The following is a 24,063-nucleotide window of genomic DNA, read 5'->3' as shown; positions in this document are numbered from 1 at the left end:
AAAACTTCATGATGTGATCTTGCAAATTGCTGTCAGCGGCCGCTGAAGCACCGCCCGGACGGCGGGTGGGCACGGAGGTGGGCGGCTCGGGAGCGGGCCGGCACGGGTGGGGTCCGGCGCCGGCGGGGCCCGGCGCTAGCGACCGGTGCACGGCGGCTCGTGGGGCAGGTCGGGGAAGTAGCCCGCCCACTGCTGCGCGGTGATGCCGGGGTGGGCGGTGGCGCAGATCCGGGTCACCACCGCGCCCAGGTCGGTCTCCCAGAACCGCAGCACCGCGTCGCCCGCGCTGACGAGCGTGTGCCCGTCGGGCGCGAACGCCACCGAGTTGGTCCCCGACGTGTGCCCGGCGAACACGGCCACCTGCCGCGCGGGCCCGCCGTCCGCCACGTCGTACAGCCGCAGCGTCCCGTCGGCCCCGGCGACCACGACCGAGTCGTCCGCCACCGCGACCGCCCGCGCCGCCGACCCCAGCGGCTCGGCGGAGGTGAAGCGCACCTCCGGGTCGCCTCGGGGGTCGCCCAGCTGCTCGGGGTGTCGCCACAGCACGGCCCGGCCGTCGGGCTCCACGGTCACCATCCCGCCCGGCACCGGCGCCACGGCGCTGGGGTACCGGACGTCGAGCACGTCACGCCGCCACCGCTTCGGCCACATCGGCACGGTGGTGTCCCACTCCTCGACCGACCCGCCGAGCTTGGCGACCACCAGCCGGTCGCCCGCGGCGTCGAACGCCAGCGCGGCGGTCGGCGCGTCCGGGTGGTGCTTGTCGCGCATCTCGGCGATCTGGACCAGGGTCGCCACGTTCCACAGGCGCGTCACGCCGTCGTCGAGCCCGCCGGTGGCGAAGTGCGTGCCCTTCGGGCTGAACGCCACCGTCGTCGCCCGGCCCGCCTCGCCGACCAGGTCGGGCGAGGCCGGGTTGGTCGTGCGCCACACCCGCACCCGCCCGTCGGCGGCGACGGTGACCAGGTGCTCGCCGTCCCGGCTGAGCGCGGCCACCCGCACCCGCCCCGGGTGCGCGGTCAACGGCCACGCGGTGCGCGGGCCGCGCGGCTCGGAGATGTCCACGAGCCGCAGCACGCCCTCGACGTCGACGGTGGCCGCCAGGCCGCGGTCGGCGGCGACCGTGACCGACCGCAGCGTCACGGGGTGCGCCACCGGCAGCTCCGTGAGATCGGTGAGCCGGACCGTCCGGTCGCTGCCCGCGGTGACCAGGGCCAGTCCCCCGGCCGCGAACGCCACCGCGGTGACCGGGCCGAGGTGCCCGTCGAGGGCCGCCGCCTCCACCGGCGCCCGCCGGACGGTGACGTCCCACAGCCGGGCCGAGCGGTCGTCCCCCGCCGTGGCCAGCACCCGTCCGTCCTGGTTGAACGCCAGCGCGCGCACGTCGCCGCCGTGCCGGAGCGCGGCGGTCTGCCGGGCGCTCCCGGAGGCGTCGGCGACCTCCCACAGACGCACCACCCGGTCCTCCCCCGCCGTGGCGACCACCCGGCCGCCGTCGCCGACCGCCAGCGCGGTGACCGCGCCGACCCCGCTCACCAGGACGCCGGACGCCCCGGTGGCCAGGTCGACCGAGAGCACCCGGTCACCGGACACGACCGCCACCACGTGCCCGGACAGGAACGCCACCGCCGGCGACCCGCCCGGCAGCGGCAGCGCCACCGGCACGCCTCCCCCGGCCAGGTCCCAGGCCCGCGGCGGACCGGCCTGGAACCCCGCCACCAGGTACCGGGAGTCGGGCGGGAACGACAGGGCCACCACCGGCTCGGCCGGCAGGTCGCCGAACCGGTGCACGACCACCGGGTGGCGCGGGTCCGCCACCCGCCACACCACGACCTCGTCGGCGGACGCGCCGGCGAGCCACTCGCCGTCCTCGCTGAACGTCAACGCCCACGGGTCGACCAGCCCGGCCAGCGGGCCGAGGTGCTCCGGGCGGTGGGGGTCGGCGATGTCCACCAGCCGCACGTCCATGACGGTGGTGTCGTCGGCGACGGCGAGCAGCGAACCGGTCGGGCTGACCGCCACCGCGCGCACCGCGCCGATCCGGGTCGCGTACGGCTCGGCGAACGCGCCGTACAGCGCGTCCCGCGTCTCGGGCAGCGGTGTGAGCCGGTGCGCGGCCAGGGTGAGCTGCAACGACAGCGCCGGGTCGGTGTCGCGCAGCGCGGCGGCCTGGGTGATCACCTTGTGCGCCAGCGCGATGTTGCGCTGCTCGGTCGCGGACCGCTCGGCCCGGAACGCGTGCACGATCGCGCCGCCCGCCAGGAGCAGCAGCACCGCCATCACCGACACGAGCTGCCGCAGCCTGCGGGTGCGCCGCTGCTCGATGGCGCGCACCGCGTCGTCCGCGGCGACGCTGGCCTCCAGGAACCGGAGCTCACCCGGCGTGAGCCGGGGACCGCGCGTGCCGTCCACCCACTCGCGCACCAGCGCCAGCCTCGTGCCCCGGTACAGCGCGCCCGGGTCCCGCTCCAGCGACTCCCACGTGTGCGCGGCCTCGGTCAGCATCCGCTGCACCCGCAGACCCGCCCGGTCCTCGGCGATCCAGTCGCGCAACCGCGGCCAGTTCCGGATCAGCGCCTCGTGCGCCAGCTCCACCGAGTCCCGGTCCAGCACCACCAGCCGCGCCTGCGCCAACGCGGCCAGCACCTCGGGGTGGTCGACCTCGGCGCGGGAGACCCGCCGCTTGGTGTCCTCGGTGCCCTCGCCGACCGCGATCAACCGCAGGAACACCTCCTTGGCCACCTGCCGCCCGGCCGGGCTCATCGCGGTGTAGACCTGCTCGGCGCTGCGCGCGATCGAGTGCTCGACCCCGCCGACCTCCTCGTAGCCCGCCAGGGTCAACGCGACACCGCGCCGCCTGCGCCACGTCTCCAGCAGCGCGTGCGACACCAGCGGCAGCACCCCGGGCTGGCCCGCCGCGTCCGCGACCAGGCGGGTGACCAGCGCCGTCTCCACCTTGCAGCCGACCGCGACGGCGGGCGCCACGATCGCCTCGCGCAGCTCGTCGGCCGTCATCGGCCCGACCAGCACGTGCCCGCCGCGCAACGCCTCCACCAGCTCCGGGTACTGCCCGCAGTGGCCGAGGAAGTCGGCGCGCACACCCAGCACGACCCGCGTGCGGCTGGTCGGCGTGGTGGCGGCGGTGGTCAGCGCGGCGATGAACGCGGCCCGCTCGGCCGGCTCCCGGCACAGCGTGAAGACCTCTTCGAACTGGTCGACCACGACCAGCAGGTCGTCGTCGCCCTCGACGAGCGCCTGTCGCACGCGCAGGTGCAGGTTCTCCGGGTGGGCCGTGAACTCGGCGGCCAGCGCGGCGGCGTCCCGGCCGGTGCACGCCGCGGCCCGCACCGCCAACTCCTCCACCGGGCGCGCGCCGGGCGTGAGCACCAGCGAGGGCCGGCCCCACGTCGCCACCAGGCCCGCCCGCAGCACCGACGACTTGCCCGAACCGGACGCGCCGAACACCCCGGCGAACCGGCGGCGCGCGAGCAGGCCCAGCAGCTCCCGCACCACCCGGTCGCGGCCGAAGAACCGGTCCGCGTCCCGCACCTGGAACGCCGCCAACCCCGTGTACGGGGCGTCGGTGTCCTTCGGCGGGGTGCGCGGGTTCGCGTCGGCGGCCCGTTCGGCCAGCTCGCGCCAGCGCGCCTCCCACGCCACCACGTCGCCGCCGCAGGCCCGCACGTACGCGAGCGTGACCGCGAGGCTCGGCAGCCGCCGCCCGTTCGCCGCCTCCGACAGGGCCGCCGCCGAGTAGTGCGCGTCGTGGGCCAGCCGCCGGTAGGTGGGACCGCCCGCCCGTTCGCGCAACGCCCTCAGGCCGGCGGCGAACTCCCCCAGGTCACCGCTGTCGGCCCGTAACGGGCTCTCCCGTCTGGCCATGCGTCGCCCTCCCCTTCGACGCGGCCGATTGTTCAGAAAAGCCTGTTCAGCGTCCACGCGCTGACACTGAACAACCCGTCTGCCGTAGGAATGGCGGTGGAACCGGTAGGGGTTCCGCCAGGGGGGAGGGGCGCTTGGTGGGGAAGGGGGACCCCGCCAAGCGCCTGCCCCGGCTACAGCCCGACGGCCTTGTACAGGGAGCCGACTTCCTGCCGGTTGAGCACCCGCATCGAGCCGGGGCGCTGGTTGCCCAGGCGCACCTCGCCGACCGCGGTGCGGACCAGGTGCTCCACCGGGTGGCCGACGTGGTCGAGCAGGCGGCGCACGATGTGCTTGCGGCCCTCGTGCAGGACCACCTCGACCAGCGCCTTGCCCGGCATGGAGGAGATCAGCTTGAACGAGTCGACCGCGATCGGGCCGTCCTCCAGCTCGACGCCCGCGCGCAGCCGCTTGCCCAGGTCCTTCGGGATCGGGCCGGGCACCTCGGCGAGGTAGGTCTTGGTGATCTCGTAGGACGGGTGCATCAGCCGGTGCGCGAGGTCGCCGTCGTTGGTCAGCAGCAGCAGGCCCTCGGTGTCGGCGTCCAGCCGGCCGACGTGGAACAGGCGCTCCTTGCGGTTGTGCAGGTAGTCGCCCACGCACGGCCGGTGCGCGTCGTCGTGCATGGTGGACAGCACCCCGCGCGGCTTGTTGAAGGCGAGGGTGACCACGTCCTCCTTGAGCACCACGCGCACACCGTCGACGTGCACGACCGCGGTGTCCGGGTCGATGCGGCGGCCCTGCTCGCGGACCACCTCGCCGTCGACCTGGACGCGGCCGAGTTCGATCAGCTCCTCGGCGACCCGCCGCGAGGCGATGCCCGCCTTGGCGAGCACCTTCTGGAGCCGGATCCCCTCGGGGTTGGCCTGGTCAGACATCGTCGATCGCATCCACTTCGGGCAGGAGGGGAGCGATCGGCGGCAGGTCGCCCAGCGACGACAGCCCCAACCGCTCCAGGAACAGTTCGGTCGTGCGGTAAAGGATGCCACCCGTGTCGGAGTCCGTGCCCGTCTCGGCGATCAGGCCGCGCGCGACGAGCGTGCGGATGACCCCGTCGACGTTCACCCCGCGCACCGCCGCGATCCGGGCCCTGGTCACGGGCTGCCGGTAGGCGATGACCGCGAGTGTCTCCAACGCGGCCCGGGTGAGCTTGGCGCGCTGCCCGTCGAGCAGCAGCTTCTCCACGAATGGCGCGAAGCGGTCCCGAGTGTAGAACCGCCAGCCGTCCCCGATTCTACGCAGGTCGATGCCGCTGCCCTGCTCGGTGTACCGGGCGGACAGCCGGCGCAGGGCCGCCGTGACGCGCTTCACCGACTGGTCGAGCACGCCCGCGAGCTGCTCTTCGGCGATCGGGCTGTCCACGACCAGCAGGATCGACTCCAACGCGCCCTCGAACTCGGCGTCGTCGGCCAGGTCGGGCAGCCCGCCGGTTCCGGCCTCGCCCTCGTCCTCGGCTTCCGGCCCGACCACCGGCGGCAAGGGCAACGGCGGCACGGGCTCGGCCGCCTCGTCGGTCCCGGCCCGTTCGAACCCGGCCGCCACCGACTCCACCGCCACGTCGGGCCCGACCACCGGCTCGTCCGACCCGGCGGGACCGGTTGCTCCGCGGTCGCTCACCCGTACTCCTCGTCCTCGTCCCGGGCGTGCGCCCGCGCCTGCTCGACCGTGCCGCCGACCCACGTGATGCGCAGCTCCCCCAGCGGGTCCGGCTGCTCGAAGGCCAGCGCCTGCTCCCGGTACAGCTCCAGCAGCGCCAGGAACCGCGCCACGACCTCCATCGTCTCCGTGCACTCGGCGATCAGCTCGGCGAACGTCACCGTCCCCAGCTCCGCCAGCCGCGCCCGCAGCACGTCGGCGTGCTCGCGCACCGACACCCGGTGCTGGTGGATGTGCGACGTGGACACCGTCGGCGGCGGTTTGGGCCGGAACACCACCGCGGCGATCTCGGCGAACCGCCGCGCGTCCACGCCCAGCATCACCTCGGGCAGCAGCCCCTCGTACCGCTCCTCCAGTGCCACCGACCGCGGGTACCGCCGGTACGCGCCGCGCTCCAGCTCCCCGAACAGCGCCGCCACCTGCTTGTACGCCCGGTACTGCAGCAGCCGCGCGAACAGCAGGTCCCGTGCCTCCAGCAGCGCGAGGTCTTCTTCGTCCTCCACGTCGCCCGCGGGCAGCAGCCGCGCCGCCTTGAGGTCGAGCAGGGTCGCCGCGATGACCAGGAACTCGGTCGTCTCGTCCAGGTCCCACCCGTCGCCCAACGCCCGGATGTAGGCGATGAAGTCGTCGGTGACGGTGTGCAGCGCCACCTCGGTGACGTCCAGCGTGTGCTGCGAGATCAGTTGCAGCAGCAGGTCGAACGGCCCCTCGAAGTTGGTCAGCCTGACCTTGAACCGGCCGTCGTCGACCGCCGCCGGCTCGGCCGCCTCGACCGGCGCGGGTTCGATCTCGGGCGCGTCACCGCTCACCGCTCGCGCAACCTGCGCACCAGCAGCGAGTCGTCGCCGTGCCCCTCGAGGTCGTCCAGCACGATCGCGATGGCCTCGCGCACCACCCGGCCCCGGTCGACCGCCAGGCCGTGCTCGCCGCGCAACGCCAGGCGCGCGTGCTCCAGCGCCAGCAGCTCCTCGTCCGACACGTACACGGTGATCTTGGTGGAGTGCTTCTGCCGCCCGGTGCCGCGCCGCTGCGCGGGTGCCTCGGCCGCAGGCGCCCCGGCTGGGGGGACGCCGTCGTCGGCAGCGCCGGTGGTGAGGCGGAACAGCTCGGACGCGCCCGGCAGTGATGGGCGTCGGGTCACCGGGCGATCACCTCGCGCGCCAACGCGCGGTAGGCCTTCGCGCCGCCCGAGCGCGGCGCCCAGCGGGTGATCGGCTCGCCGGCGACCGTCGTCTCCGGGAACCGGACGGTGCGGTTGATCACCGTGTCGAACACGACGTCGCCGAACGCCTCGACCACGCGCGCCATCACCTCGCGGGAGTGCAGCGTGCGCGGGTCGTACATGGTGGCGAGGATGCCGGTGATCTCGAGCTTCGGGTTCAACCGCTCCCTGACCTTCTCGATGGTGTCTATCAACAGGGCGACCCCGCGCAGGCTGAAGAACTCGCACTCCAGCGGGATGAGGACGCCGTCGGCCGCCGCGAGGGCGTTGACCGTGAGCAGGCCGAGCGACGGCTGGCAGTCCACCAGCACGTAGTCGTAGTGCTCGATGACCGGGCGCAGCGTGCGGACCAGCGTGTGCTCCCGGCCCACCTCGGAGACCAGCTGGATCTCCGCGGCGGACAGGTCGATGTTGCTGGGCAGCAGGTCCATGCCCTCGACCGGGGTGCGCATGATCACGTCGCCGACGCCGACGTCGCGCTCCATGATCACGTTGTAGATCGTCTGGTCGAGCTGGTGCGGGTGCACGCCCAAGCCGACCGACAGCGCGCCCTGCGGGTCGAAGTCGACCAGCAGCACCCGTCTGCCGTACTCGGTCAGGGCCGCGCCGAGGTTGATGGTGGACGTGGTCTTGCCGACCCCGCCCTTCTGGTTGCACACCGCGAGGATCTTCGCCGGGCCGTGCCGGGCGATCAGCGGTGGGTCGGCGACGTGGCGCAACGGGCGGCCGGTCGGCCCGATGTCGCCCGCGACCTGCTCGGTCGCGTCTTCGTCCGCGGGTGCGGCGTGCGGGGCGAGGCTCAGCTCGACCGAGGCGCGCGGCACACCGGACGGTGGCGGGGGTGGTGGGGGTGCGCCCCACGGCTGGCCCGCGTGCTCCGGTGTCGACATCGCCCTTCCCGATTCCTAGTCCTCTGCCTGGGCGCAGCCTAAGCACACGGAGGGCGACCAGCAACGCGCCCCGCCGAAGCGCGGTCGACCGTTCTCGACGCGTTGAGCCGGCGGGTCAGCGCGCCGCGGCGGCCGGGTCGCCCGCCGGGTCGTCCACCGGACGGCCGTTCCGCTCGGCCGCGCGGAGCACCACGTCGAGCAGGCCGGGGAACAGCTCGTCGAGGTCGTCCCGCCGCAGCGACACCCACCGCTGGTTGCCGCGGGCCCTGGTGCGGGTGATGCCCGCTTCCCGCAGCACGCGCAGGTGCTGCGACAACGTGGACTTGGCGACGTCCACCATCAGCGCGCCGCACAGGCGCTCGCCGTCGGCTTCGATCTGCCGCACCACCGCCAGCCGGGTCGGGTCGCTCAACGCGTGCAGCACGGCGCCCAGCTCGATCGCGGTGCGCTCGGGCTCGTCCAGGTTCGGCACCGGGTCGGCACCTCCAGCTCGTCGGGCTCGTCGATGACGTGGGGCGGGCGAGCGCTCACGCTACCCGTGGGCCGCTCACGTTCCACCCGTTGCGCGAGGATGGGCCGTCGCGTAGACCTCGCGCAAGGTGTTGACGGTGACCAACGTGTAGACCTGCGTCGTGGTGACCGAGGCGTGGCCCAGCAGTTCCTGCACGACGCGCACGTCCGCGCCCCCTTCCAGCAGGTGCGTGGCGAACGAGTGGCGCAGCGTGTGCGGCGACACTTCGGCTCGGACACCCGCCCGTTCGGCCGCGGTCTTCAGCACGTGCCACGCCGTCTGCCGCGACAACCGCCCGCCCCGGGCGTTGAGGAACAACGCGGGCGTGCCCCGCTTGGCCAGCACGGGCCGGGCCCGCACCAGGTAGGCGTCCAGTGCCCGGAGCGCCGGGCGTCCGACCGGCACGATCCGCTGCTTGCCGCCCTTGCCGTCGAGCAGCACGGTGCGCTCGTCCGCGTCGACGTCGTCCACGTCCAGACCGACGACCTCGGAGATCCGCGCGCCGCTGGAGTAGAGCAGTTCCAGCAGGGCCCGGTCGCGGAGCTGGGCGGGGGTGTCGGCGGGCCCGTCGAGGAGCTTGAGCACGTCGTCGACGGGGAGGGCTTTGGGCAGCCTGCGGGGCGGCGTCGGAGGTTGGACGGCGCGGGCCGGGTCGTCGGCCGTGATGCCTTCGAGGTGCGCGAACCGGTGCAGGCCGCGCACGGCGACCAGGGTGCGCGCGGCGGAGGACGCGGCCAGGCCCGATTCGCGCAGGGCGGCGAGGAAGTCACCGACCAGGGCTTCGGTGACGTCGGTCAGGTCGTCGACGCCGGCGGCGGTCAGGTGCTCGGCGTAGCGGCGCAGGTCGCGGCCGTAGGAGTCGAGCGTGTTGCGCGCCGTGCCCCGTTCGACGGCGAGGTGGTCCAGGTAGGCGCGCATCGCACGGGTCGCCGGGGTGGGTGGGGGTGGGCCGGTGGGGGTCATCGTGCCTCAAGGTTAGGAGCGTCCTCGCCGAACGGGCGGATCGGCGGGATGCCGACCAGCGGGTTCCGGCCGGTTCGGCGGCCGCGGGCTGTTAGCGTTCCACCCGTGTCGGAACCACACCAGGTGCGGATCGGCGACCAGCAGCGCGAAGAGGCGATCAGCGCCCTGAACGACCACTTCGCGGCCGGTCGGCTGGAAATCGGTGAGTACGAGCAGCGCGTCGGCTACGCGTCCGCGGCCCAGTCCGCGCAGGAGTTGGCCGCCCTGTTCCACGACCTGCCGCAGCCGCACCCGGCGTTCCTGCCGCCGACCTACCCGCCGACCGCCGCGTACCAGGCGCCGCCGCCACCGCCGGGCTATGCCGCCACGCCCGGTCAGGGCATCCCCGGTTATCCGCCGCCCGGCTACGCCGACCCGTCCCGGACCCACGGCACGGCGTACGGCTACCCGCCCGGGTTCAACCCGAACGCGCCGTACGGCGTGGACCCGCTGACCGGGCAGCCGCTGTCGGACAAGTCGCGCATCGCGGCGGGTGTGTTGCAACTGGCGTTGCCGTTCGGCATCGGCCGGTTCTATATCGGGGACACGGCGATCGGCATCGCGCAACTGCTGACGTGCGGCGGGTGCGGGATCTGGTCGTTGGTCGACGGGATCATCCTGCTGGTCAACGGCGGCACCGACAGCCAGGGCCGCAAGCTACGCGACTAGGTTCCGCGCGACCATCCAGGTCACGGCCAGGGCCACCACGGGCACGCCGACCCCCCGCGACACCGGGGGTGTCGGCCGCCCTTCCCGGGCCGCCCGGAACCACCGCGTCCACAGCCAGAGCAGCAACGGCAGCCCGACGACCAGCATCACGGCGTTGAACTGCCAGGCGGCGACCAGGTCACCGCGCAGCAGGGCGTGCACCATCCGCGTCGACCCGCACGCCGGGCACTGGATGCCGGTCACCGCGTAGAGCGGGCACGGCGGCAGCAGCGACCCCGGCTGGTTGGGGTCCACGAACAGCAGCACCCCGCACCCGCCGACCGCCGCCGCGGCCACCGCCAACGGCCCTCGCACACCCACGCCGCCCATTATCCGCCGCTCCCGGTCCGGCACACTCGCCGACCATGAGCTTCTCCTGGTACGCGCGCCGGGCAGGCGACGCGACCGTGCCGCTGCCGCACCGCGTGTCGTCGTTCCGGTCGTGCGTGCGGAGGTTCCACGCCGCGCCCTACGCGGTCAGCATGCGTTACCTGGAGCTGGAGGCGGGCCCGTTCGAGCGCGACGAGCGGGCGTTGGCGGCGGCGTTGGAGCTGCTCCTGGCGCTGCGGGCCGAGTGGAAGGCGGACCTGGCGGCGTACGCGGCGACCCGCCGGGCCGAGAAGCGGCGCGGCCTGCGCACACCGCGCGGCGCCACGCCGTTCGACCGCGACCACCCGCGCCCGCCGCTGCCCGTCCTGCGCCTGAGCGTCGAACTCAGGGGTCCTGAGCGTTCGACTCTCGGGTCCTGAGCGTTCGACTCTCGCGAGAGTCGAACGCTCAGGACCCGAGAGTCGAACGCCCGGGTACCCCGAGTTCAACGCCCAGGTCAGTCGGAGCGGGCGGCGAAGCGGGTCGGGCGGTCGGTGAACGGGGCGTCGGAGGGGCGCCCCGTCCCGCCGCCGGTGACCACGACGTGCGCGGCGAGCAGGCCGGACACGGCGGGGCCGTTGACGATCTCCCCGGCCAGCACCATGTCCACCGCCTCGGCCAACGGGAAGCGCTCCGCCTCCAGGTCGGCCTCCTCATCGCCTTGCACGTCGCGGTCCACCTCGGTGAGCCCGCGTGCCAGGAACACCCGCACCACCTCGTCGGTGAACCCCGGGGAGACGGCGACGTCCACCAACGTCGTCCACTCCGCCGCCGCGAGCCCGACCTCTTCGGCCAGCTCCCGCTTCGCGGCGGCCAGCGGCGCCTCGTCCCCGGCGTCCAACAGCCCGGCGGGCAGCTCCCAGAGCCGCCTGCCGAGCGGGTGCCGGTACTGGTGGATGAGCGTCACCGCACCGGCATCGTCCAAGGCCACCACCGCCACCGCACCGAGGTGTTCCACCACCTCGCGCGACGCCGTACCGCCACCAGGCATGGCGACCTCGTCCACCCGCAACGCGACGACGCGCCCGACGTGCACGTCCCGCGACGAAACAGTTCCGAACTCGTGCCGAGGAGTCACTGCGCGGCCCCCGCGGGCTCGGGCAGCGGCAGCCGGTCGGCCAGCCGGTAGCCCAACGCCGCCTTCACGAACGCCGCGAACAGCGGGTGCGGGCGGGTCGGGCGGGACTTCAGCTCCGGGTGCGCCTGGGTGGCCACGAAGAACGGGTGCACGTCGGCCGGCAGCTCGACGAACTCCACCAGCCGCCCGTCCGGCGACGTCCCGGAGAACACCAGCCCGGACTCCGCCAGCTTCGCCCGGTAGGCGTTGTTGACCTCGTACCGGTGCCGGTGCCGCTCGGACACCTCCAGCGACCCGTAGGCCGCCGCCACCTGCGAGCCCGGCAGCAACGACGCCGGGTACGCGCCGAGCCGCATCGTGCCGCCCATGTCCCGCTGCCCGGAGACGACGTCCTCCTGGTCGGCCATCGTGCTGATCACCGGCGACCCGGTGTCCTCGAACTCCGCGGAGTTCGCGTCCGCGATGCCCGCGAGGTTGCGCGCCGCCTCGATGACCAGGCACTGCAACCCCAGGCACAGGCCCAGCAGCGGGATGCCGCGGGTCCGCGCGTAGGTGATGGCGCCGATCTTGCCCTCGATGCCGCGCACCCCGAACCCGCCGGGGATGAGGATCGCGTCGAGCCCGCCCAGGGCGTGCGCCGCGCCGGACGGCGTCTGGCACTCGTCGGACGGCACCCACACGATCTCGACCTTGGTGCGGTGCGCGAACCCGCCCGCGCGCAGCGCCTCGGTCACCGACAGGTACGCGTCGGGCAGGTCGACGTACTTGCCGACCAAACCGATGCGGACCCTCTCGGACGGGTTGTGCACGCGGTCGAGCAGGTCGCCCCACACGGTCCAGTCGACATCGCGGAACGGCAGGTCCAGCCGCCGCACCACGTACGCGTCCAGGCCCTCGCCGTGCAGCACCTTGGGGATGTCGTAGATGGACCGCGCGTCCACCGCCGCCACCACGGCCTCGGTGTCCACGTCGCACATCAGGCCGATCTTGCGCTTCAACGAGTCCGGGATCTCCCGGTCGGCCCGGCACACGATGGCGTCGGGCTGGATGCCGATGTTGCGCAGCGCGGCCACGGAGTGCTGCGTCGGCTTGGTCTTGAGCTCACCGGACGGCGCGAGGTAGGGCACCAGCGACACGTGCAGGAAGAACACGTTGTCCCGGCCCACGTCGTGGCGCACCTGCCGGCACGCCTCCAGGAACGGCAGCGACTCGATGTCGCCGACCGTGCCGCCGACCTCGGTGATCACCACGTCGGGGACGACGCCGTCGGGGCCCGGCTCGGCCATGGCCCGGATGCGCCGCTTGATCTCGTCGGTGATGTGCGGGATGACCTGGACGGTGTCGCCGAGGTACTCGCCGCGCCGCTCCTTGGCGATGACCTCGGAGTACACCTGCCCGGTGGTGACGTTCGCGTCACCGGACAGGTCGCGCGCCAGGAACCGCTCGTAGTGGCCGATGTCGAGGTCGGTCTCCGCGCCGTCGTCGGTGACGAACACCTCGCCGTGCTGGAACGGGTTCATCGTGCCCGGGTCGACGTTGAGGTAGGGGTCGAGCTTCTGCATGGTCACGCGGAGACCGCGAGAGGTGAGCAGCTGACCGAGGCTGGACGCGGTCAACCCCTTGCCGAGGGACGACGCCACACCCCCGGTGACGAAAACGTGCTTGGTCGTACGTGCCTGCTGCACCAAGGAGGCTCCCCGTGGTCTGGATGTCCGCTAGGGGCAGGCTGCGGTGGTTCCGCACAGCTCAGCGCCCTGTCCACGGGCCCTAACGCTAACACGCCGACGGTCACCCAGCGCGCCGGCGGGCACGCAAGCGGGTCACTCGGATGGCCTATGGGGAGTCGAACAGGCGATCACGGGCCCGCGAACCGCCGGGGAACGGCGTCCGAACGCCCGCCGCGGCGGCGGGAACCGCGCTGCTCAGCCCGCCATCCCGGGCGCGGGACCTTCGGCGTTGCCCGCGACCCCGTACCGGCCCGCCCTGCCCTCCACCTGCTCACGCAGCGCGAGCACCACGACCACGCGCCCGGCCGCCGTGTCCGCGTGGTCGACGGTGGACAGCACGGACGTGGCCGCCGTGTCGGCCCGCGCGACGCCGACCGCGCCGGTGCCGTCGGCCGCCCCGGTCCCGCCCGCCAGCACCACGCCCGCGCCGGACCGGTCGAGCTGGGTGGCGAACCGCGCCACGACCGCCGCCCGGTCGGCCGCCGCGTCGCCCGCGACCGCACCGCCGGTGAGCACGACGGCCAGGTGCGCGGGTTGCGGCACCTGGCCCGCCTTGACGAACCCGGAGCTGGCCAGCCCGCCCAGCGCCGCCGCCGCCTCGTCCGGCGTGGCCCGCGGCTGGTTGGTGGCCTGGTCGAGCAGCAGCACCGAGCCGAACAGGCCGCCCGCCCGGGTGCCGGGGTCGGCGCCGGTGGGCAGCCGGGTGCCCGCGGGCTGGAGCCGGGCGACCAGGTCGAGCACCTGGTCGGCCTTGCCCGGGTCGGTGAACGAGTCGGCGAGCTGCACTTCGCCGGTGACCTTCGCGCCCGCCGCGCGCAGCAGCTCGACCAGCCCGTCCCGGTCGCCCGGCCGGGTGTCGGCGGTGGTGATGAGCACGACGGTCCGGTCGGCGAGCTGCTCCCGCACGGCGAGCGGGCCTACGGTGCCGGCGAACCGGTCGGCGTCGGCGAGCCGGGCGTCCAGGCCGTCGCGCTCGACCCGCAGCGCGGTGACCTCCCGGCCCAGCGAGCCGTTGTCGTCGGCGAGCCCGGACAGCAGCCGGCCGCTGATCGCGGTCGAGCCGAGCACCACCCCGACGGCGAGCGCCAGGAACACCGCGGTGATGGAGACGACGTGGTAGCGCATCGAGATCACCCGAACAACCCCCTGAACCAGTCGACGACGGAGCGGAACGCGTCGGCCACCAGGTCGACGTGGGCGTGGGCGACGCCCGACACCGCGAGCGCGGCCACCATCGCCGCCACGGCGGCCAGCACCAGCAGCACGACCAGGCCGGTCGACACGCGGCCGCGGTGCAGGGTGGCGACGGCGTGGCCGTCCACGAGCTTGTTGCCGAGCTTGAGCCGGGTCAGGAACGTCGACGGGGTCGACCCCGCGTTGCCCCGGTCCAGGAACTCCCGCAGGCCCGCCTGCAGCCCCACGGTCACCACCAGGGTCGCGCCGTGCGCCTCGGCCAGCAGCAGCGCCAGGTCCTCGGAGTTGCCGGTGGCGGGGAACGTCACCGCGCCGATGCCGAGGTCCTGGATGCGTTCCAGGCCCGGCGCGTGGCCGTCGACCTGCGCGGGCACCACGACCTCCGAGCCCGACCGCAGCGTCTCGGTGCCGATGGCGTCCGGGTCGCCGACGATGACGTCCGGGGCGAACCCGGCGTCGTGCAGGGTGTCCGCGCCCGCGTCCACGCCGATCAGCACGGGCCGGTGCTCGCGGATGTACCTGCGCAGCTTGCGCAGCTCCTCGGCGTGGCGGGGGCCGCCCGCGACGACCAGCACCTGCCGGTCGCGGATGGGCACGAACAGCTCGGGCACGCCGACGCCGTCGAGCAGCAGTGCCCGTTCCCGGCGCAGGAACTCGATGGTGTTCGCGGAGAACGCCTCCAGTTGCGCGGCCATGCCCGCCTTGGCCTCGATCATCGAGTCGGCGATCGACTCGGCGGTCTGCTCGACGCCGCGCGCGACCTCCTTCCCGCCGACGAACACGCCGCCGTCGTGCAGCCGCAGCTCGGTGCCGTCCTTGATCTCGCGCAGCACCGCCGTGCCGACGCCGTCGACCAGCGGTACGCCCGCCTCCACCAGCAGCTCCGGGCCGAGGTTGGGGAACCGGCCGGAGATGGACGGCGAGGCGTTGACCACCCCCGCCACCTCGGCGTGCACCAGGGCTTCGGCGGTGCGGCGGTCGAGGTCGACGTGGTCGAGGACCGCGACGTCACCGGGACTCAGCCGGCGCAGCAGGTCGCCGGAGCGGCGATCGACCCGCGCCACACCGGTGACGCCTGGCAGTTCCTGGTGCGTGCGGCCGAGCAGCCCGGAGAGCTTCATGAACCGATGGTGACTCACATCGCCCGCGGTCCGCGGTCAACACGCCGAGCCGATCGAGGCTGGTCAGTGACACCGTCAATCCACAGTGGACGGATTACCCCCGGTCGGGTGACGTCGCCCGTCGGCCGGCCGGTGGGGCAGCTCCACCACCGGCGGCAGCTCGGCCACCGGCGGCGCGACGGGACCGGCCGGCGGGACGTCCGGCTCGGACACGGGGATGGCGATGCCGAACGGCGGCGTGTCGTCGTCGTCCACCTGGTACACCGACACGCCGGTGGGCCGCGGCACGCGCGCCGGCCAGTCGTGCGCCACCGCCGCGCCCGCGAGCAGGGCCAGCGCCCCCGCGCCGACCAACCAGGTGCCCCCGCCGAAGAACGCCTCCGAGGTCCCGTAGGAGCTCGGCACGTCGCGGTCGCCGAACAACGTCCGCAACGTCTCCAGCGCCGACCACAGCGCGCCGACGACCACCCCGAACGCGGCCAGCACCCCGAACCGGCCGATCGCCGCGAGCAGCGGCGACCGCAGTTGCAGCAGCCCGCCCACGGCGGCCAGGGCCGCGCCGAGCACCAGGCCGTACCCGTAGACGGGGTGGTCGAACGCGACCCCGGCCGGGCGGCCCGGCGGCGTCGGCTCCTGCACGTACTCCCACCCGGTCAGCGCGACCAGGCGCGGCACGTCGCCCGGCACGCCGTTCGGCCCGGGCCGCATCTCGGTCTCCACCCCGTACAGGGTGAACAGCGAGCCCAACACCACCACGAGCGCGCCCGCGCCGATGGTGAGGACGGCGATCGCGCGCCGGGTCATGTGGCGTTCTCCTCCGCGTCCGGTGACGTGCCGCGGTCCGGCGGACCGGCCGACCCGTCACCTACCAGCAAAGCCGCGCCGCGCGCCCCCGCCAACGTCCGACCGGGTGCCGTTTCAGGGGTCCGTGCTCAGGAACCGTCGTCGCGGCGCTCGTACCCGGAGTCCGGTAGCTGCGCCACCTCGACCACCGGGATCCCGAACGGCGGGGTGTCGGTGTCGTCGTCGGCCTCGACGCCGTCCACCCGGTAGACCACCGCCCCCTCGGGACGCGGCTCGGGCCGCCGCGCGTGCACCAGCACCGCGCCGGCCGCCGCGAGCAGCACCGACGCCCCCAGCACCGCGACACCCTCGCCGACCTGCGCGGTCAGACCGCCGCTCGCTTCCTGCTGCCCGGCGTTCCCGATCACGGACACGACGACCGCCACCACCGCCCAGACGGAGCCGACGAGCAGGCCCGTGCCGCCGATCACCAGGTACCGGGCGATCAGGCGCTGCGACTCCGGCAGGAACGCCAGCGCCGCCGCGATGGCCAGCAGCACCGCCGCCACCACGATCGGCACCCCGTACTGCGGGCTCTGCACGGGCGGGAACTCCACGCCCCCGGGGAGGTTGCTGAAGACGTACTTCCAGGACGTGACGGTGACCAGCGGATCGCTGCTGTCGCGGCCGGACGTCTGCACGTACAGCGGCAGGAACGTGCCGACCACGGCCGTCACCCCCGCCGCCACGAGCAGGGCCACGCCGAGCAGCCGTCTGCTCACTTCTTCTTCGCCTTGCGCCGCACCACGGGCACGGCGTCCTTGTCGGCCTTCGCCGCCGCCAGCAGCTCCTCGGCGTGCGCGCGACCCGTGTCGGTGGAGTCCATGCCCGCGAGCATCCGCGCCAGCTCCACCACGCGCTGCGACTCGTCCAGCTTCCGCACACCGCTGCGGGTCAGCACGCCGTCCGCGGTCTTGTCCACCACCAGGTGCCGGTCGGCGAACGCGGCCACCTGCGGCAGGTGCGTGACCACGATGACCTGGTGGCTGCGCGCCAACCTCGCCAGCCTGCGGCCCACCTCGACCGCCGCCCGGCCGCCGACACCGGCGTCGACCTCGTCGAACACCAGCGTGGGCACCGGGTCGGAGTGCGACAGCACGACCTCCAGCGCCAGCATCACCCGCGACAGCTCACCGCCGGACGCGCCCTTGTGCACCGGCAGCGCGGGCGCGCCGGGGTGCGCGATCAGCCGCAGCTCCACGTCGTCCACACCGCTCGCACCCGCGTGCAGCGACTGCCCGCCGACCTGCAACGCCTGCGGGTCGCCCTGCTCCGCGACCCGGGGCCGCACCGCGACCTCCACCGTGGCGTGCGGCATGGCCAGGCCGGTCAGCTCGTCGGACACCGCCCGACCCAGCTCCTCGGCCGCCGCGACCCGCTCGGCGGTCACCTGCCGCGCGTACGTGGCCAGTTCCGCGGCCAGCTCGTCGCGCCGCGCCGCCAGCGCCGCCAACGCCTCGTCGGACGTGTCGAGCCCGGACAGCCGCGACGACGCGTCCTGCGCCCACGCGATCACGCCGTCCACGTCGGCGGCGTACTTGCGGGTCAACGACTTCAGCTCGGCCTGGCGGGCCAGCACCTGCTCCAGCCGCGCCGGGTCGGCGTCCAGGTGCTCCAGGTACGACGCGATCTCCGCGCCCACGTCGGCCAGCAGCGTCTCCGCCTCCACCAGCCGGGGCTCCAGGTCGCGCAGCTTCGGGTCGTCCGACGCGGTCAGCCTGCGCCGCGCCTCCCCGATCAGCCCCAGCGCGCCCGGCACGTCCGGATCGCCGTCGGGCGAACCCGACACCGCGTACTGCGCGCCCGACGCGGCCTCCCGCAACTGGTCGGCGTCGGCGAGCCGGCGCGCCTCGGCGACCAGCTCCTCGTCCTCGCCCGGCTTCGGGTCGACCGCGGTGATCTCGGCCAGCCCGTGCCGCAGCATGTCGGCCTCGCGCGCCAGCTCGTGCGACCGCGCAGTGCGCTCGGCCAGCTCGGTCGCCACCCGCAGCCACTCGTCGCGCACCTTCCGGTACGCGCGCAACGGCTCGGCGACCTCGTCACCGGCGAACCGGTCGAGCACCGACCGCTGCTCGGCGGGCCGCAGCAGCCGCAGCTGGTCGTTCTGCCCGTGCACCGCCAGCAACTGCTCGGCCAGCTCGGACAGCACGCCGACCGGCACGGACCGGCCGCCCAGGTGGGCCCGGGACCGGCCGTCGGCGCCGACGGTGCGGATCGCGATCACGCTGCCGTCGTCGTCGGGCTCGCCCCCGACCTCCTCGGCGACCTTCGCCGCCGGGCTGCCCGCGGGCGCGACGAACCGCCCCTCGACCACCGCCTTGTCCGCGCCGTTGCGCACGCGGGACGCCTCGGCCCGGCCACCGCCCAGCAGGTGGAGCCCGGTGACGACCATGGTCTTGCCCGCGCCGGTCTCGCCCGTCACCACGGTGAAACCGGCATCGAGCTCAAGGGTGGCCTCGTCGATCACACCGAGGCCCTGGATGCGCATCTCGGCCAGCACGCACGGAACACTACTGGGCGACGCGGACGAAGCGTGTGTTCGGGGGCCGGTGTTCTGCTGTTGATCTAGCGGGCGTCACTTGGCCGAAGGACCGCGCCACCCCTGCACGGGCAGCTCGAACTTCTCCACCAGCCGGTCGGTGAACGGACCGGGCCGCAACCGGACCAGCCGCAACGGCGTGCTGCCGCCGACCACCTCGACCCGCGCGCCCGGCGGCAGGTTCACCGTGCGGCGACCGTCCGCGCACAGCACCGCCGGATGCCCCTCCGGGTCGACCTCCAGCGCCACCACCGACGCGGGCGACACCACCAGGGGCCGCGCGAACAGCGCGTGCGCGTTGCTCGGCACCACCAGCAGCGCCTGCACGTCCGGCCACACCACCGGCCCGCCCGCGGAGAACGCGTACGCCGTCGACCCGGTCGGGGTCGCCACCAGCACGCCGTCGCAGCCGAACGCCGAGACCGGCCGCCCGTCCACCTCCACCACGACGTCCAGGATGCGTTCCCGGGTGCTCTTCTCCACGCTGGCCTCGTTGAGCGCCCACGTGCCCTCCAGCACCTCGCCGTCGACCGACGCGGTGATGTCGAGCGTCATCCGCTCCTCGACGTCGTAGTCCCGGTCGACGACGTGCGTGATCGCCTCGTAGAGCGCGTCGGAGTCCGCCTCGGCCAGGAACCCGACCCGACCCAGGTTCACCCCGAGCACCGGCACGCCCGCCTCGCGCGCCAGCTCGGCCGCGCGCAGCAGCGTGCCGTCACCGCCGAGCACGAACACCAGCTCGGTGCCCTCCGCGGCCTTCTCGTCGGCCGGCACGGCCTGCGCGAAGCACGACGGGTCCAGGTCGGGCGCCTCGTCCTCCAGCACCCGCAGCTTCACCCCGCCCGCCGCGAACCGCGCCGCGACCTCCTGCGCCACCAGCACGTTGCTGCGCCGTCCGGTGTGGACGACCAGCAGGATCTCCCTCGTCACCGGACCAGTGCTCACTGCGGTCCTTCCGCTACGGCGGCGCGCACGAGCGCGGTGGCGTCCGCCGCGTCCAGGGGCTCACCCCGGCGCAGCCAGACGAAGAACTCGACGTTGCCCGACGGACCGGGCAGCGGGCTCGCGGTGACGCCGCGCAGCCGCAACCCCAGCCCGGCGGCGGACGCGACCACGTCCAGCACCGCCTCGGCCCGCAGCTCCGGGTCGCGCACCACGCCGCCCGACCCGAGGCGTTCCTTCCCGACCTCGAACTGGGGTTTCACCATCGGCAGCAAGTCGCCCTCCTCGTCGAGGCACGCGGCCAGCGCCGGCAGCACCAGCCTCAACGAGATGAACGACAGGTCGGCCACCACCAGTTCAACCGGGCCGCCGATGTCTTCGGGCGTCAGGGACCGCACGTTCGTCTTGTCCTTGACCACGACCCGGTCGTCGGTGCGCAACCGCCAGTCCAGCAGCCCCCGGCCGACGTCGGCCGCGACGACCTGCCGCGCGCCCGCGCGCAGCAGCACGTCGGTGAACCCGCCGGTGGACGCGCCCGCGTCCAGGCACCGCCTGCCCTCGACGGCGACCCCGGCGAACGCCTCCAGCGCGCCGACGAGCTTGTGGGCACCCCGCGAGGCGTAGTTCGGGTCGTCGGTGTCGCGGACCACCAGCGCGGTGTCCAGCTCGACGGCGGTGGCGGGTTTCGTCGCCACGGTGCCGCGCACGGTCACCCGGCCCTCGGCGACGAGTTGGCTCGCGTGCTCCCGTGACCTGGCCATCCCGCGGCGGACCAGTTCGGCGTCCAGCCGAGCCCTGCGCGGCACCGGTCAGACCTTGTCGATGCTGGAGAGCGCGGCCGTCAACGCCGTGTGCGCGTCGTCGAACCGGGCCACGTGCTCGACCACGTCCAGCCCGTCCAGCCCGTCGAGACCGGCCAGGGCGTCGTCGATCCCGGCCACGGGATCACGCGGCGGACCGGGGAGGGGAACCTCGAAGCTCACGGAATCAAGGTAGCCGATGCAGCACCGACAGGTCGGCAGCCACGTAGGTCGGCCGGCGGTCCTCGGGCAGCTCGTCCGCCTCCGCTCGGGTGGACACGCCGGTGAGCACCAGCAGCGAGTCCATGCCCGCGTTGACCGCGCCCGCGATGTCGGTGTCCAGCCGGTCGCCCACGACCAGCGGCCGTTGCGCGCCGGCCGACTTCGCCGCCTGCTCCAGCAACGGCGTGGCCGGCTTGCCCGCGACCAGCGGTTCCACGCCGGTCGCCGTCCGCAGCGCGGCGACGAGCGAACCGTTCCCGGGCAGCAGGCCGCGTTCGGTGGGCAGCGTGGCGTCGACGTTGCAGGCGATCCAGTGCGCGCCGCCCTGGCGGATCGCCACGCACGCCTCGGCCAGCTCACGCCACCCCAGGTCCTGGGACAGGCCCTGGACGACCGCTCGGGCGTGCTCGGCGTCACGCGTCGGCCGGTAGCCGCGCAGCCGCACCTGCTCGGCCAGCGCGTCCGTGCCGAGGACCAGCACGTGCTCGCCTTGCGGCACCAGGTCCAGCAGCATCGCCGCGCCCGCCTGGGCGCTCGTGCTGACCTCGTCCAGCGCGGCGGTGAACCCCAGCTCGGTCAGGTGCTCGGCCACCGTCTCCGGCGAGCGGGACGCGTTGTTCGTGACGAACCGGATGGCCGTGCCGCGCGCGCGGGCGGCCGCGACCGCCTCGACGGCACCGGGCACGGCCTCCCGGCCCCGGTAGACCGTGCCGTCGAGGTCCAGCAGCAGGGCGTCGTAGCGGTCCAGCAGCACAGGCGTCTCCGTTCGGGGTGGTCCGGCTGGGAACAAGTCTGAAGGCTCGGCACCGGGTGGTGCCGAGCCTTCAGGTGTGACTTCGGTCGGTGCCGCTCAGTCCTGCGGGCTGAGGTCGAACGCGCGCTCGGCGGCGTCGGTCTCGTTGTCGTCGTCGGCCTGGGCGGCGTTGAGGAACCACTTCACGGCTTCCTCGGTGCGCCCGGCGGCCTCCAGGTTGTCGGCGTAGGCGTAGAACAGCCGCGCGCTCCACGGGTCGCGCCGCTTCTCGTCCAGGTCGTCACCCTGCAACGCCACCACGGCCGCGTCCAGCTGCCCCATGTCCCGCCGGGCGCCGGCCGCGACGATCCGCAGCTCCACCGCCTCGTCGGGGGACAGCGCCGCGCCCTGCGCCTCCCTCGCCAGCTCGATGGCCCGCTCGGGGCGCCCCAGCGCCCGCTCGCAGTCGGCCATCACCGCGAGGTGCCCGGTGCCGTGCGACATGCGCCGCGCGGCCCGCAGCTCGGACAACGCCTCGGCCCACTCACCGGCGTGGTAGGCGGCCAACCCGGCCGCCTCCCGGACCACCGCGACCCGCGCCGCCTTCGACCGCGCGTACCGCGCGTGCTCCAGCGCCGACTCCGGCTCGCTGTCGATCAGCATGCCCGCCGCCGCCAGGTGCCGGCCGACGATCTCCGCCAGCCCCTTGGGCAGCCCGCGCAGCTCCTGCTTCACCTCGGGGTCGAGGATGGAGATGTCGGCGTCCTCGGGCAGCTCCGGCGTGCGCGCCCGAACGAACACGCGCTCGTCGCCATCCCCCTCACCGACCGCGACCGCGGGCTCCTCGCCCTCTGCCTCCACGTCCGCCTCTGCTTCCGCGGCCTCTGCTTCGTCAGCTTCGTCCGCGTCAGCTTCGACCGCGTCGTCCTCGGCGTCAGCCGTCACCGACTCCTCGGCGACCGCGGGCGCAGCCTCGACGGCTCCCACCTCAACAGCTTCCACCCGGGTGCCGGCCTCGACATCCGCTGCGGTGTCGGTCGAGGGGTCCTCGACAACCTGCTGGTCCTCAGTCTGGGAAACCCGCTCCTGGAACCGCGCGGCCCGCTCCCGGCTGCGCTCGTCGCGCCGGTCGTTGCCGGGCTTGTCGTGCCCCTGCTTGGGCTGATCCGGCCGGTCGTACCGGGGCCGGTCATCCCGACGCTGGTACCCACCACGGTCCCCACCGCGCTCATCCCGGCGCTGGTATCCACCGCGCTCGCCACTGGACCGGTCATCCCGACGCTGATAGCCGCCACGGTCACCGCTGGGCCGGTCGTCGCGACGCTGATAGCCGCCACGATCACCACTCGGCCGGTCATCCCGACGCTGGTAACCACCACGATCACCACTCGGTCGGTCATCACGGCGCGGGTAGCTGGGCCGATCACCACCAGAACGCTCGTCCCGGCGCTGATAGCCACCACGGTCACCGCTGGGCCGCTCGTCGCGACGCTGATAGCCACCACGGTCACCGCTAGGCCGGTCGTCGCGACGCTGGTAACCGCCACGGTCACCACTCGGCCGCTCGTCGCGACGCTGGTAACCGCCACGGTCACCACTCGGCCGGTCATCCCGGCGCTGGTAACCGCCACGGTCACCACTGGGTCGGTCGTCGCGGCGCCGGTAACCGCCACGGTCACCGCTGGGCCGGTCATCCCGACGCGGGTAGCTGGGCCGATCCCCACCAAAACGCTCATCGCGTCGCTGGTAGCCCCCGCGGTCCCCACCGCGGTCATCCCGACGCTGGTATCCGCCGCGGTCGCCACTCGGCCGGTCATCCCGACGCGGGTAGTTGCTGCGCTCGCCCCTGTCGGAGCCGCGGTCGTCCCGCCGGTCGTAGCGGGGACGCTCACCGCGGTTGTCATCACGCCGGTTCTCGTCACGCCTGTTGTCGTCGCGCCGGAACCCGCCCCGGTCACCGGTGCGGTCGTCGCGACGCTGGTAGCCCCCGCGGTCCCCGCTGGGCCGGTCATCGCGGCGCGGGTAGCTGGGCCGGTCGCCGGAATCCCGGCGGAAACCACCACTTCGGCTGTCATCCCGTCGTGGAGCCGCACCACGGTCGTCACGGGGCTTGTCGTAGCGAGGACGCTCGCCTCGGTTGTCATCACGCCGGTCGGCACCACGAGGCTTGTCGTAGCTCGGCCGGTCGTCCCGACGTGGATAGCCACCGCCGCTACCGCTCGGCTTGCGGCTTCCCTGGGCACGGCCACCGTCGTCGGATCGGCGCGGTCGGTCTCCCTGGCCACGCTGACGGTCGCCGGGTCGATCCCCGAACCTGGACACTAACTCCTCCTACTGTGGACACGCCGAAAGGGCTTGCGATCGGAGCACAACTCACTGTGCCCCCACCACAAGCCCTTTCAGGGAAAAATTGTTCGGCGGCGTCCTACTCTCCCACACCCTCACGAGTGCAGTACCATCGGCGCTGGAAGGCTTAACTACCGGGTTCGGAATGGGACCGGGTGTTCCCCAACCGCTATGACCACCGAAACACTATGAAATTACCAACCCGTAGGCACCCGACCAGACACTCTCGTGCCCGACCA

24 protein-coding genes and 1 rRNA gene are annotated in these 24,063 nt (G+C 73.9%); 3 read left to right on the top strand and 22 right to left on the bottom strand.

Annotated elements, in window-relative coordinates; genetic code table 11:
* Positions 1–135: 135 nt before the first annotated feature.
* The 8 genes from FHX81_RS31285 to xerD all read right to left on the bottom strand — a co-directional run bounded on the left by FHX81_RS31285 (position 136) and on the right by xerD (position 9,163).
* The gene (locus tag FHX81_RS31285) at positions 136–3,882 is read right to left on the bottom strand and encodes an nSTAND1 domain-containing NTPase (RefSeq protein WP_141981966.1); all 3,747 of its coding nucleotides are present in this window, start codon (positions 3,880–3,882) and stop codon (positions 136–138) included.
* Positions 3,883–4,055: 173 nt separating this feature from the next.
* Positions 4,056–4,799, bottom strand: coding sequence for a pseudouridine synthase (locus tag FHX81_RS31280; protein WP_141981964.1), 744 nt, complete (start codon positions 4,797–4,799; stop codon positions 4,056–4,058).
* Positions 4,792–5,538 carry an SMC-Scp complex subunit ScpB gene (scpB, locus tag FHX81_RS31275; RefSeq protein ID WP_246108058.1) on the bottom strand — a complete coding sequence of 249 codons (747 nt, stop codon included), beginning with the start codon at positions 5,536–5,538 and terminating at the stop codon, positions 4,792–4,794. The genes FHX81_RS31280 and scpB overlap by 8 nt, the downstream gene beginning before the upstream one ends.
* Positions 5,535–6,386, bottom strand: coding sequence for a segregation and condensation protein A (locus FHX81_RS31270; RefSeq protein ID WP_425473857.1), 852 nt, complete (start codon positions 6,384–6,386; stop codon positions 5,535–5,537). The genes scpB and FHX81_RS31270 overlap by 4 nt, the downstream gene beginning before the upstream one ends.
* The gene (locus tag FHX81_RS31265) at positions 6,383–6,718 is read right to left on the bottom strand and encodes a hypothetical protein (protein WP_141981962.1); all 336 of its coding nucleotides are present in this window, start codon (positions 6,716–6,718) and stop codon (positions 6,383–6,385) included. The genes FHX81_RS31270 and FHX81_RS31265 overlap by 4 nt, the downstream gene beginning before the upstream one ends.
* Positions 6,715–7,689 carry a ParA family protein gene (locus tag FHX81_RS31260; protein WP_246108057.1) on the bottom strand — a complete coding sequence of 325 codons (975 nt, stop codon included), beginning with the start codon at positions 7,687–7,689 and terminating at the stop codon, positions 6,715–6,717. Before FHX81_RS31260 ends, FHX81_RS31265 begins: the two co-directional genes overlap by 4 nt.
* A gap of 115 nt (positions 7,690–7,804) precedes the next feature.
* Positions 7,805–8,161, bottom strand: coding sequence for an ArsR/SmtB family transcription factor (locus FHX81_RS31255; protein ID WP_141981960.1), 357 nt, complete (start codon positions 8,159–8,161; stop codon positions 7,805–7,807).
* 75 nt (positions 8,162–8,236) lie between these two features.
* Positions 8,237–9,163, bottom strand: coding sequence for a site-specific tyrosine recombinase XerD (gene xerD / locus FHX81_RS31250; protein ID WP_246108056.1), 927 nt, complete (start codon positions 9,161–9,163; stop codon positions 8,237–8,239).
* 105 nt (positions 9,164–9,268) lie between these two features.
* Here xerD and FHX81_RS31245 point away from each other — a divergent pair, with 105 nt between their 5' ends.
* Positions 9,269–9,871: a DUF1707 domain-containing protein gene (locus tag FHX81_RS31245; protein ID WP_141981958.1), complete on the top strand. Its 603-nt coding sequence runs from the start codon at positions 9,269–9,271 to the stop codon at positions 9,869–9,871.
* Here the strand turns inward: FHX81_RS31245 and FHX81_RS31240 are convergent.
* Complete coding sequence (locus FHX81_RS31240; RefSeq protein WP_141984232.1) at positions 9,860–10,240, bottom strand: DUF2752 domain-containing protein; 381 nt, start codon at positions 10,238–10,240, stop codon at positions 9,860–9,862. The two genes, FHX81_RS31245 and FHX81_RS31240, sit on opposite strands and share 12 nt — an antisense overlap.
* 35 nt (positions 10,241–10,275) lie before the next feature.
* Between FHX81_RS31240 and FHX81_RS40860 the strand changes: the two genes are divergently transcribed.
* Positions 10,276–10,659, top strand: coding sequence for a hypothetical protein (locus FHX81_RS40860; RefSeq protein ID WP_170232235.1), 384 nt, complete (start codon positions 10,276–10,278; stop codon positions 10,657–10,659).
* 77 nt (positions 10,660–10,736) lie between these two features.
* On the opposite strand, the gene FHX81_RS31235 is transcribed toward FHX81_RS40860, so the two are convergent.
* The 12 genes from FHX81_RS31235 to FHX81_RS41430 all read right to left on the bottom strand — a co-directional run bounded on the left by FHX81_RS31235 (position 10,737) and on the right by FHX81_RS41430 (position 22,465).
* On the bottom strand, positions 10,737–11,315 hold the full coding sequence (locus tag FHX81_RS31235) for an NUDIX domain-containing protein (RefSeq protein ID WP_281291758.1): 579 nt from the start codon (positions 11,313–11,315) through the stop codon (positions 10,737–10,739).
* A gap of 38 nt (positions 11,316–11,353) precedes the next feature.
* A complete protein-coding gene (locus FHX81_RS31230) occupies positions 11,354–13,042 on the bottom strand; it encodes a CTP synthase (protein ID WP_425473856.1) in 1,689 nt (562 codons plus the stop codon).
* A 237-nt stretch (positions 13,043–13,279) separates the two neighbouring features.
* Positions 13,280–14,218 carry a copper transporter gene (locus FHX81_RS31225; protein ID WP_141981955.1) on the bottom strand — a complete coding sequence of 313 codons (939 nt, stop codon included), beginning with the start codon at positions 14,216–14,218 and terminating at the stop codon, positions 13,280–13,282.
* Positions 14,215–15,399, bottom strand: a complete 1,185-nt coding sequence (gene steA, locus FHX81_RS31220) for a putative cytokinetic ring protein SteA (protein WP_141981953.1) — start codon at positions 15,397–15,399, stop codon at positions 14,215–14,217. The genes FHX81_RS31225 and steA overlap by 4 nt, the downstream gene beginning before the upstream one ends.
* Before the next feature lie 75 nt (positions 15,400–15,474).
* On the bottom strand, positions 15,475–16,203 hold the full coding sequence (locus FHX81_RS31215; RefSeq protein WP_141981951.1) for a hypothetical protein: 729 nt from the start codon (positions 16,201–16,203) through the stop codon (positions 15,475–15,477).
* A gap of 128 nt (positions 16,204–16,331) precedes the next feature.
* Positions 16,332–16,964 carry a hypothetical protein gene (locus FHX81_RS31210; protein ID WP_141981949.1) on the bottom strand — a complete coding sequence of 211 codons (633 nt, stop codon included), beginning with the start codon at positions 16,962–16,964 and terminating at the stop codon, positions 16,332–16,334.
* Positions 16,961–18,742, bottom strand: a complete 1,782-nt coding sequence (recN, locus tag FHX81_RS31205) for a DNA repair protein RecN (protein WP_141981947.1) — start codon at positions 18,740–18,742, stop codon at positions 16,961–16,963. Before recN ends, FHX81_RS31210 begins: the two co-directional genes overlap by 4 nt.
* 75 nt (positions 18,743–18,817) lie before the next feature.
* Complete coding sequence (locus tag FHX81_RS31200) at positions 18,818–19,711, bottom strand: NAD kinase (RefSeq protein ID WP_141981945.1); 894 nt, start codon at positions 19,709–19,711, stop codon at positions 18,818–18,820.
* Positions 19,712–19,722: 11 nt separating this feature from the next.
* Positions 19,723–20,529: a TlyA family RNA methyltransferase gene (locus FHX81_RS31195; protein ID WP_141981943.1), complete on the bottom strand. Its 807-nt coding sequence runs from the start codon at positions 20,527–20,529 to the stop codon at positions 19,723–19,725.
* Positions 20,530–20,532: 3 nt separating this feature from the next.
* Positions 20,533–20,706 carry a hypothetical protein gene (locus tag FHX81_RS40855; protein WP_211363607.1) on the bottom strand — a complete coding sequence of 58 codons (174 nt, stop codon included), beginning with the start codon at positions 20,704–20,706 and terminating at the stop codon, positions 20,533–20,535.
* A 4-nt stretch (positions 20,707–20,710) separates the two neighbouring features.
* Complete coding sequence (locus tag FHX81_RS31190; protein ID WP_141981942.1) at positions 20,711–21,499, bottom strand: HAD-IIA family hydrolase; 789 nt, start codon at positions 21,497–21,499, stop codon at positions 20,711–20,713.
* A gap of 96 nt (positions 21,500–21,595) precedes the next feature.
* Positions 21,596–22,465: a tetratricopeptide repeat protein gene (locus FHX81_RS41430; RefSeq protein WP_246108054.1), complete on the bottom strand. Its 870-nt coding sequence runs from the start codon at positions 22,463–22,465 to the stop codon at positions 21,596–21,598.
* A gap of 159 nt (positions 22,466–22,624) precedes the next feature.
* Between FHX81_RS41430 and FHX81_RS41425 the strand changes: the two genes are divergently transcribed.
* Complete coding sequence (locus tag FHX81_RS41425) at positions 22,625–23,803, top strand: hypothetical protein (RefSeq protein ID WP_211363606.1); 1,179 nt, start codon at positions 22,625–22,627, stop codon at positions 23,801–23,803.
* Between the two features lie 87 nt (positions 23,804–23,890).
* Here the strand turns inward: FHX81_RS41425 and rrf are convergent.
* Positions 23,891–24,007: ribosomal RNA gene (rrf, locus tag FHX81_RS31180) — 5S ribosomal RNA — on the bottom strand.
* Positions 24,008–24,063 lie beyond the last annotated feature (56 nt).

Source organism: Saccharothrix saharensis (assembly GCF_006716745.1).
Taxonomy (GTDB): Bacteria; Actinomycetota; Actinomycetes; order Mycobacteriales; family Pseudonocardiaceae; genus Actinosynnema; species Actinosynnema saharense.
Note: the sequence above shows the minus strand (reverse complement) of the source record. Positions and strands in the feature narration are given on the sequence as shown.

Coding starts and splice junctions, on each gene's coding strand:
- FHX81_RS31260 (WP_246108057.1), bottom strand. CDS start 7,689: ATGTCGACACCGGAGCACGCGGGCCAGCCGTGGGGCGCACCCCCACCA.
- FHX81_RS31240 (WP_141984232.1), bottom strand. CDS start 10,240: ATGGGCGGCGTGGGTGTGCGAGGGCCGTTGGCGGTGGCCGCGGCGGCG.
- FHX81_RS31280 (WP_141981964.1), bottom strand. CDS start 4,799: ATGTCTGACCAGGCCAACCCCGAGGGGATCCGGCTCCAGAAGGTGCTC.
- FHX81_RS40860 (WP_170232235.1), top strand. CDS start 10,276: ATGAGCTTCTCCTGGTACGCGCGCCGGGCAGGCGACGCGACCGTGCCG.
- FHX81_RS31285 (WP_141981966.1), bottom strand. CDS start 3,882: ATGGCCAGACGGGAGAGCCCGTTACGGGCCGACAGCGGTGACCTGGGG.
- steA (WP_141981953.1), bottom strand. CDS start 15,399: ATGAAGCTCTCCGGGCTGCTCGGCCGCACGCACCAGGAACTGCCAGGC.
- FHX81_RS31215 (WP_141981951.1), bottom strand. CDS start 16,203: ATGACCCGGCGCGCGATCGCCGTCCTCACCATCGGCGCGGGCGCGCTC.
- xerD (WP_246108056.1), bottom strand. CDS start 9,163: ATGACCCCCACCGGCCCACCCCCACCCACCCCGGCGACCCGTGCGATG.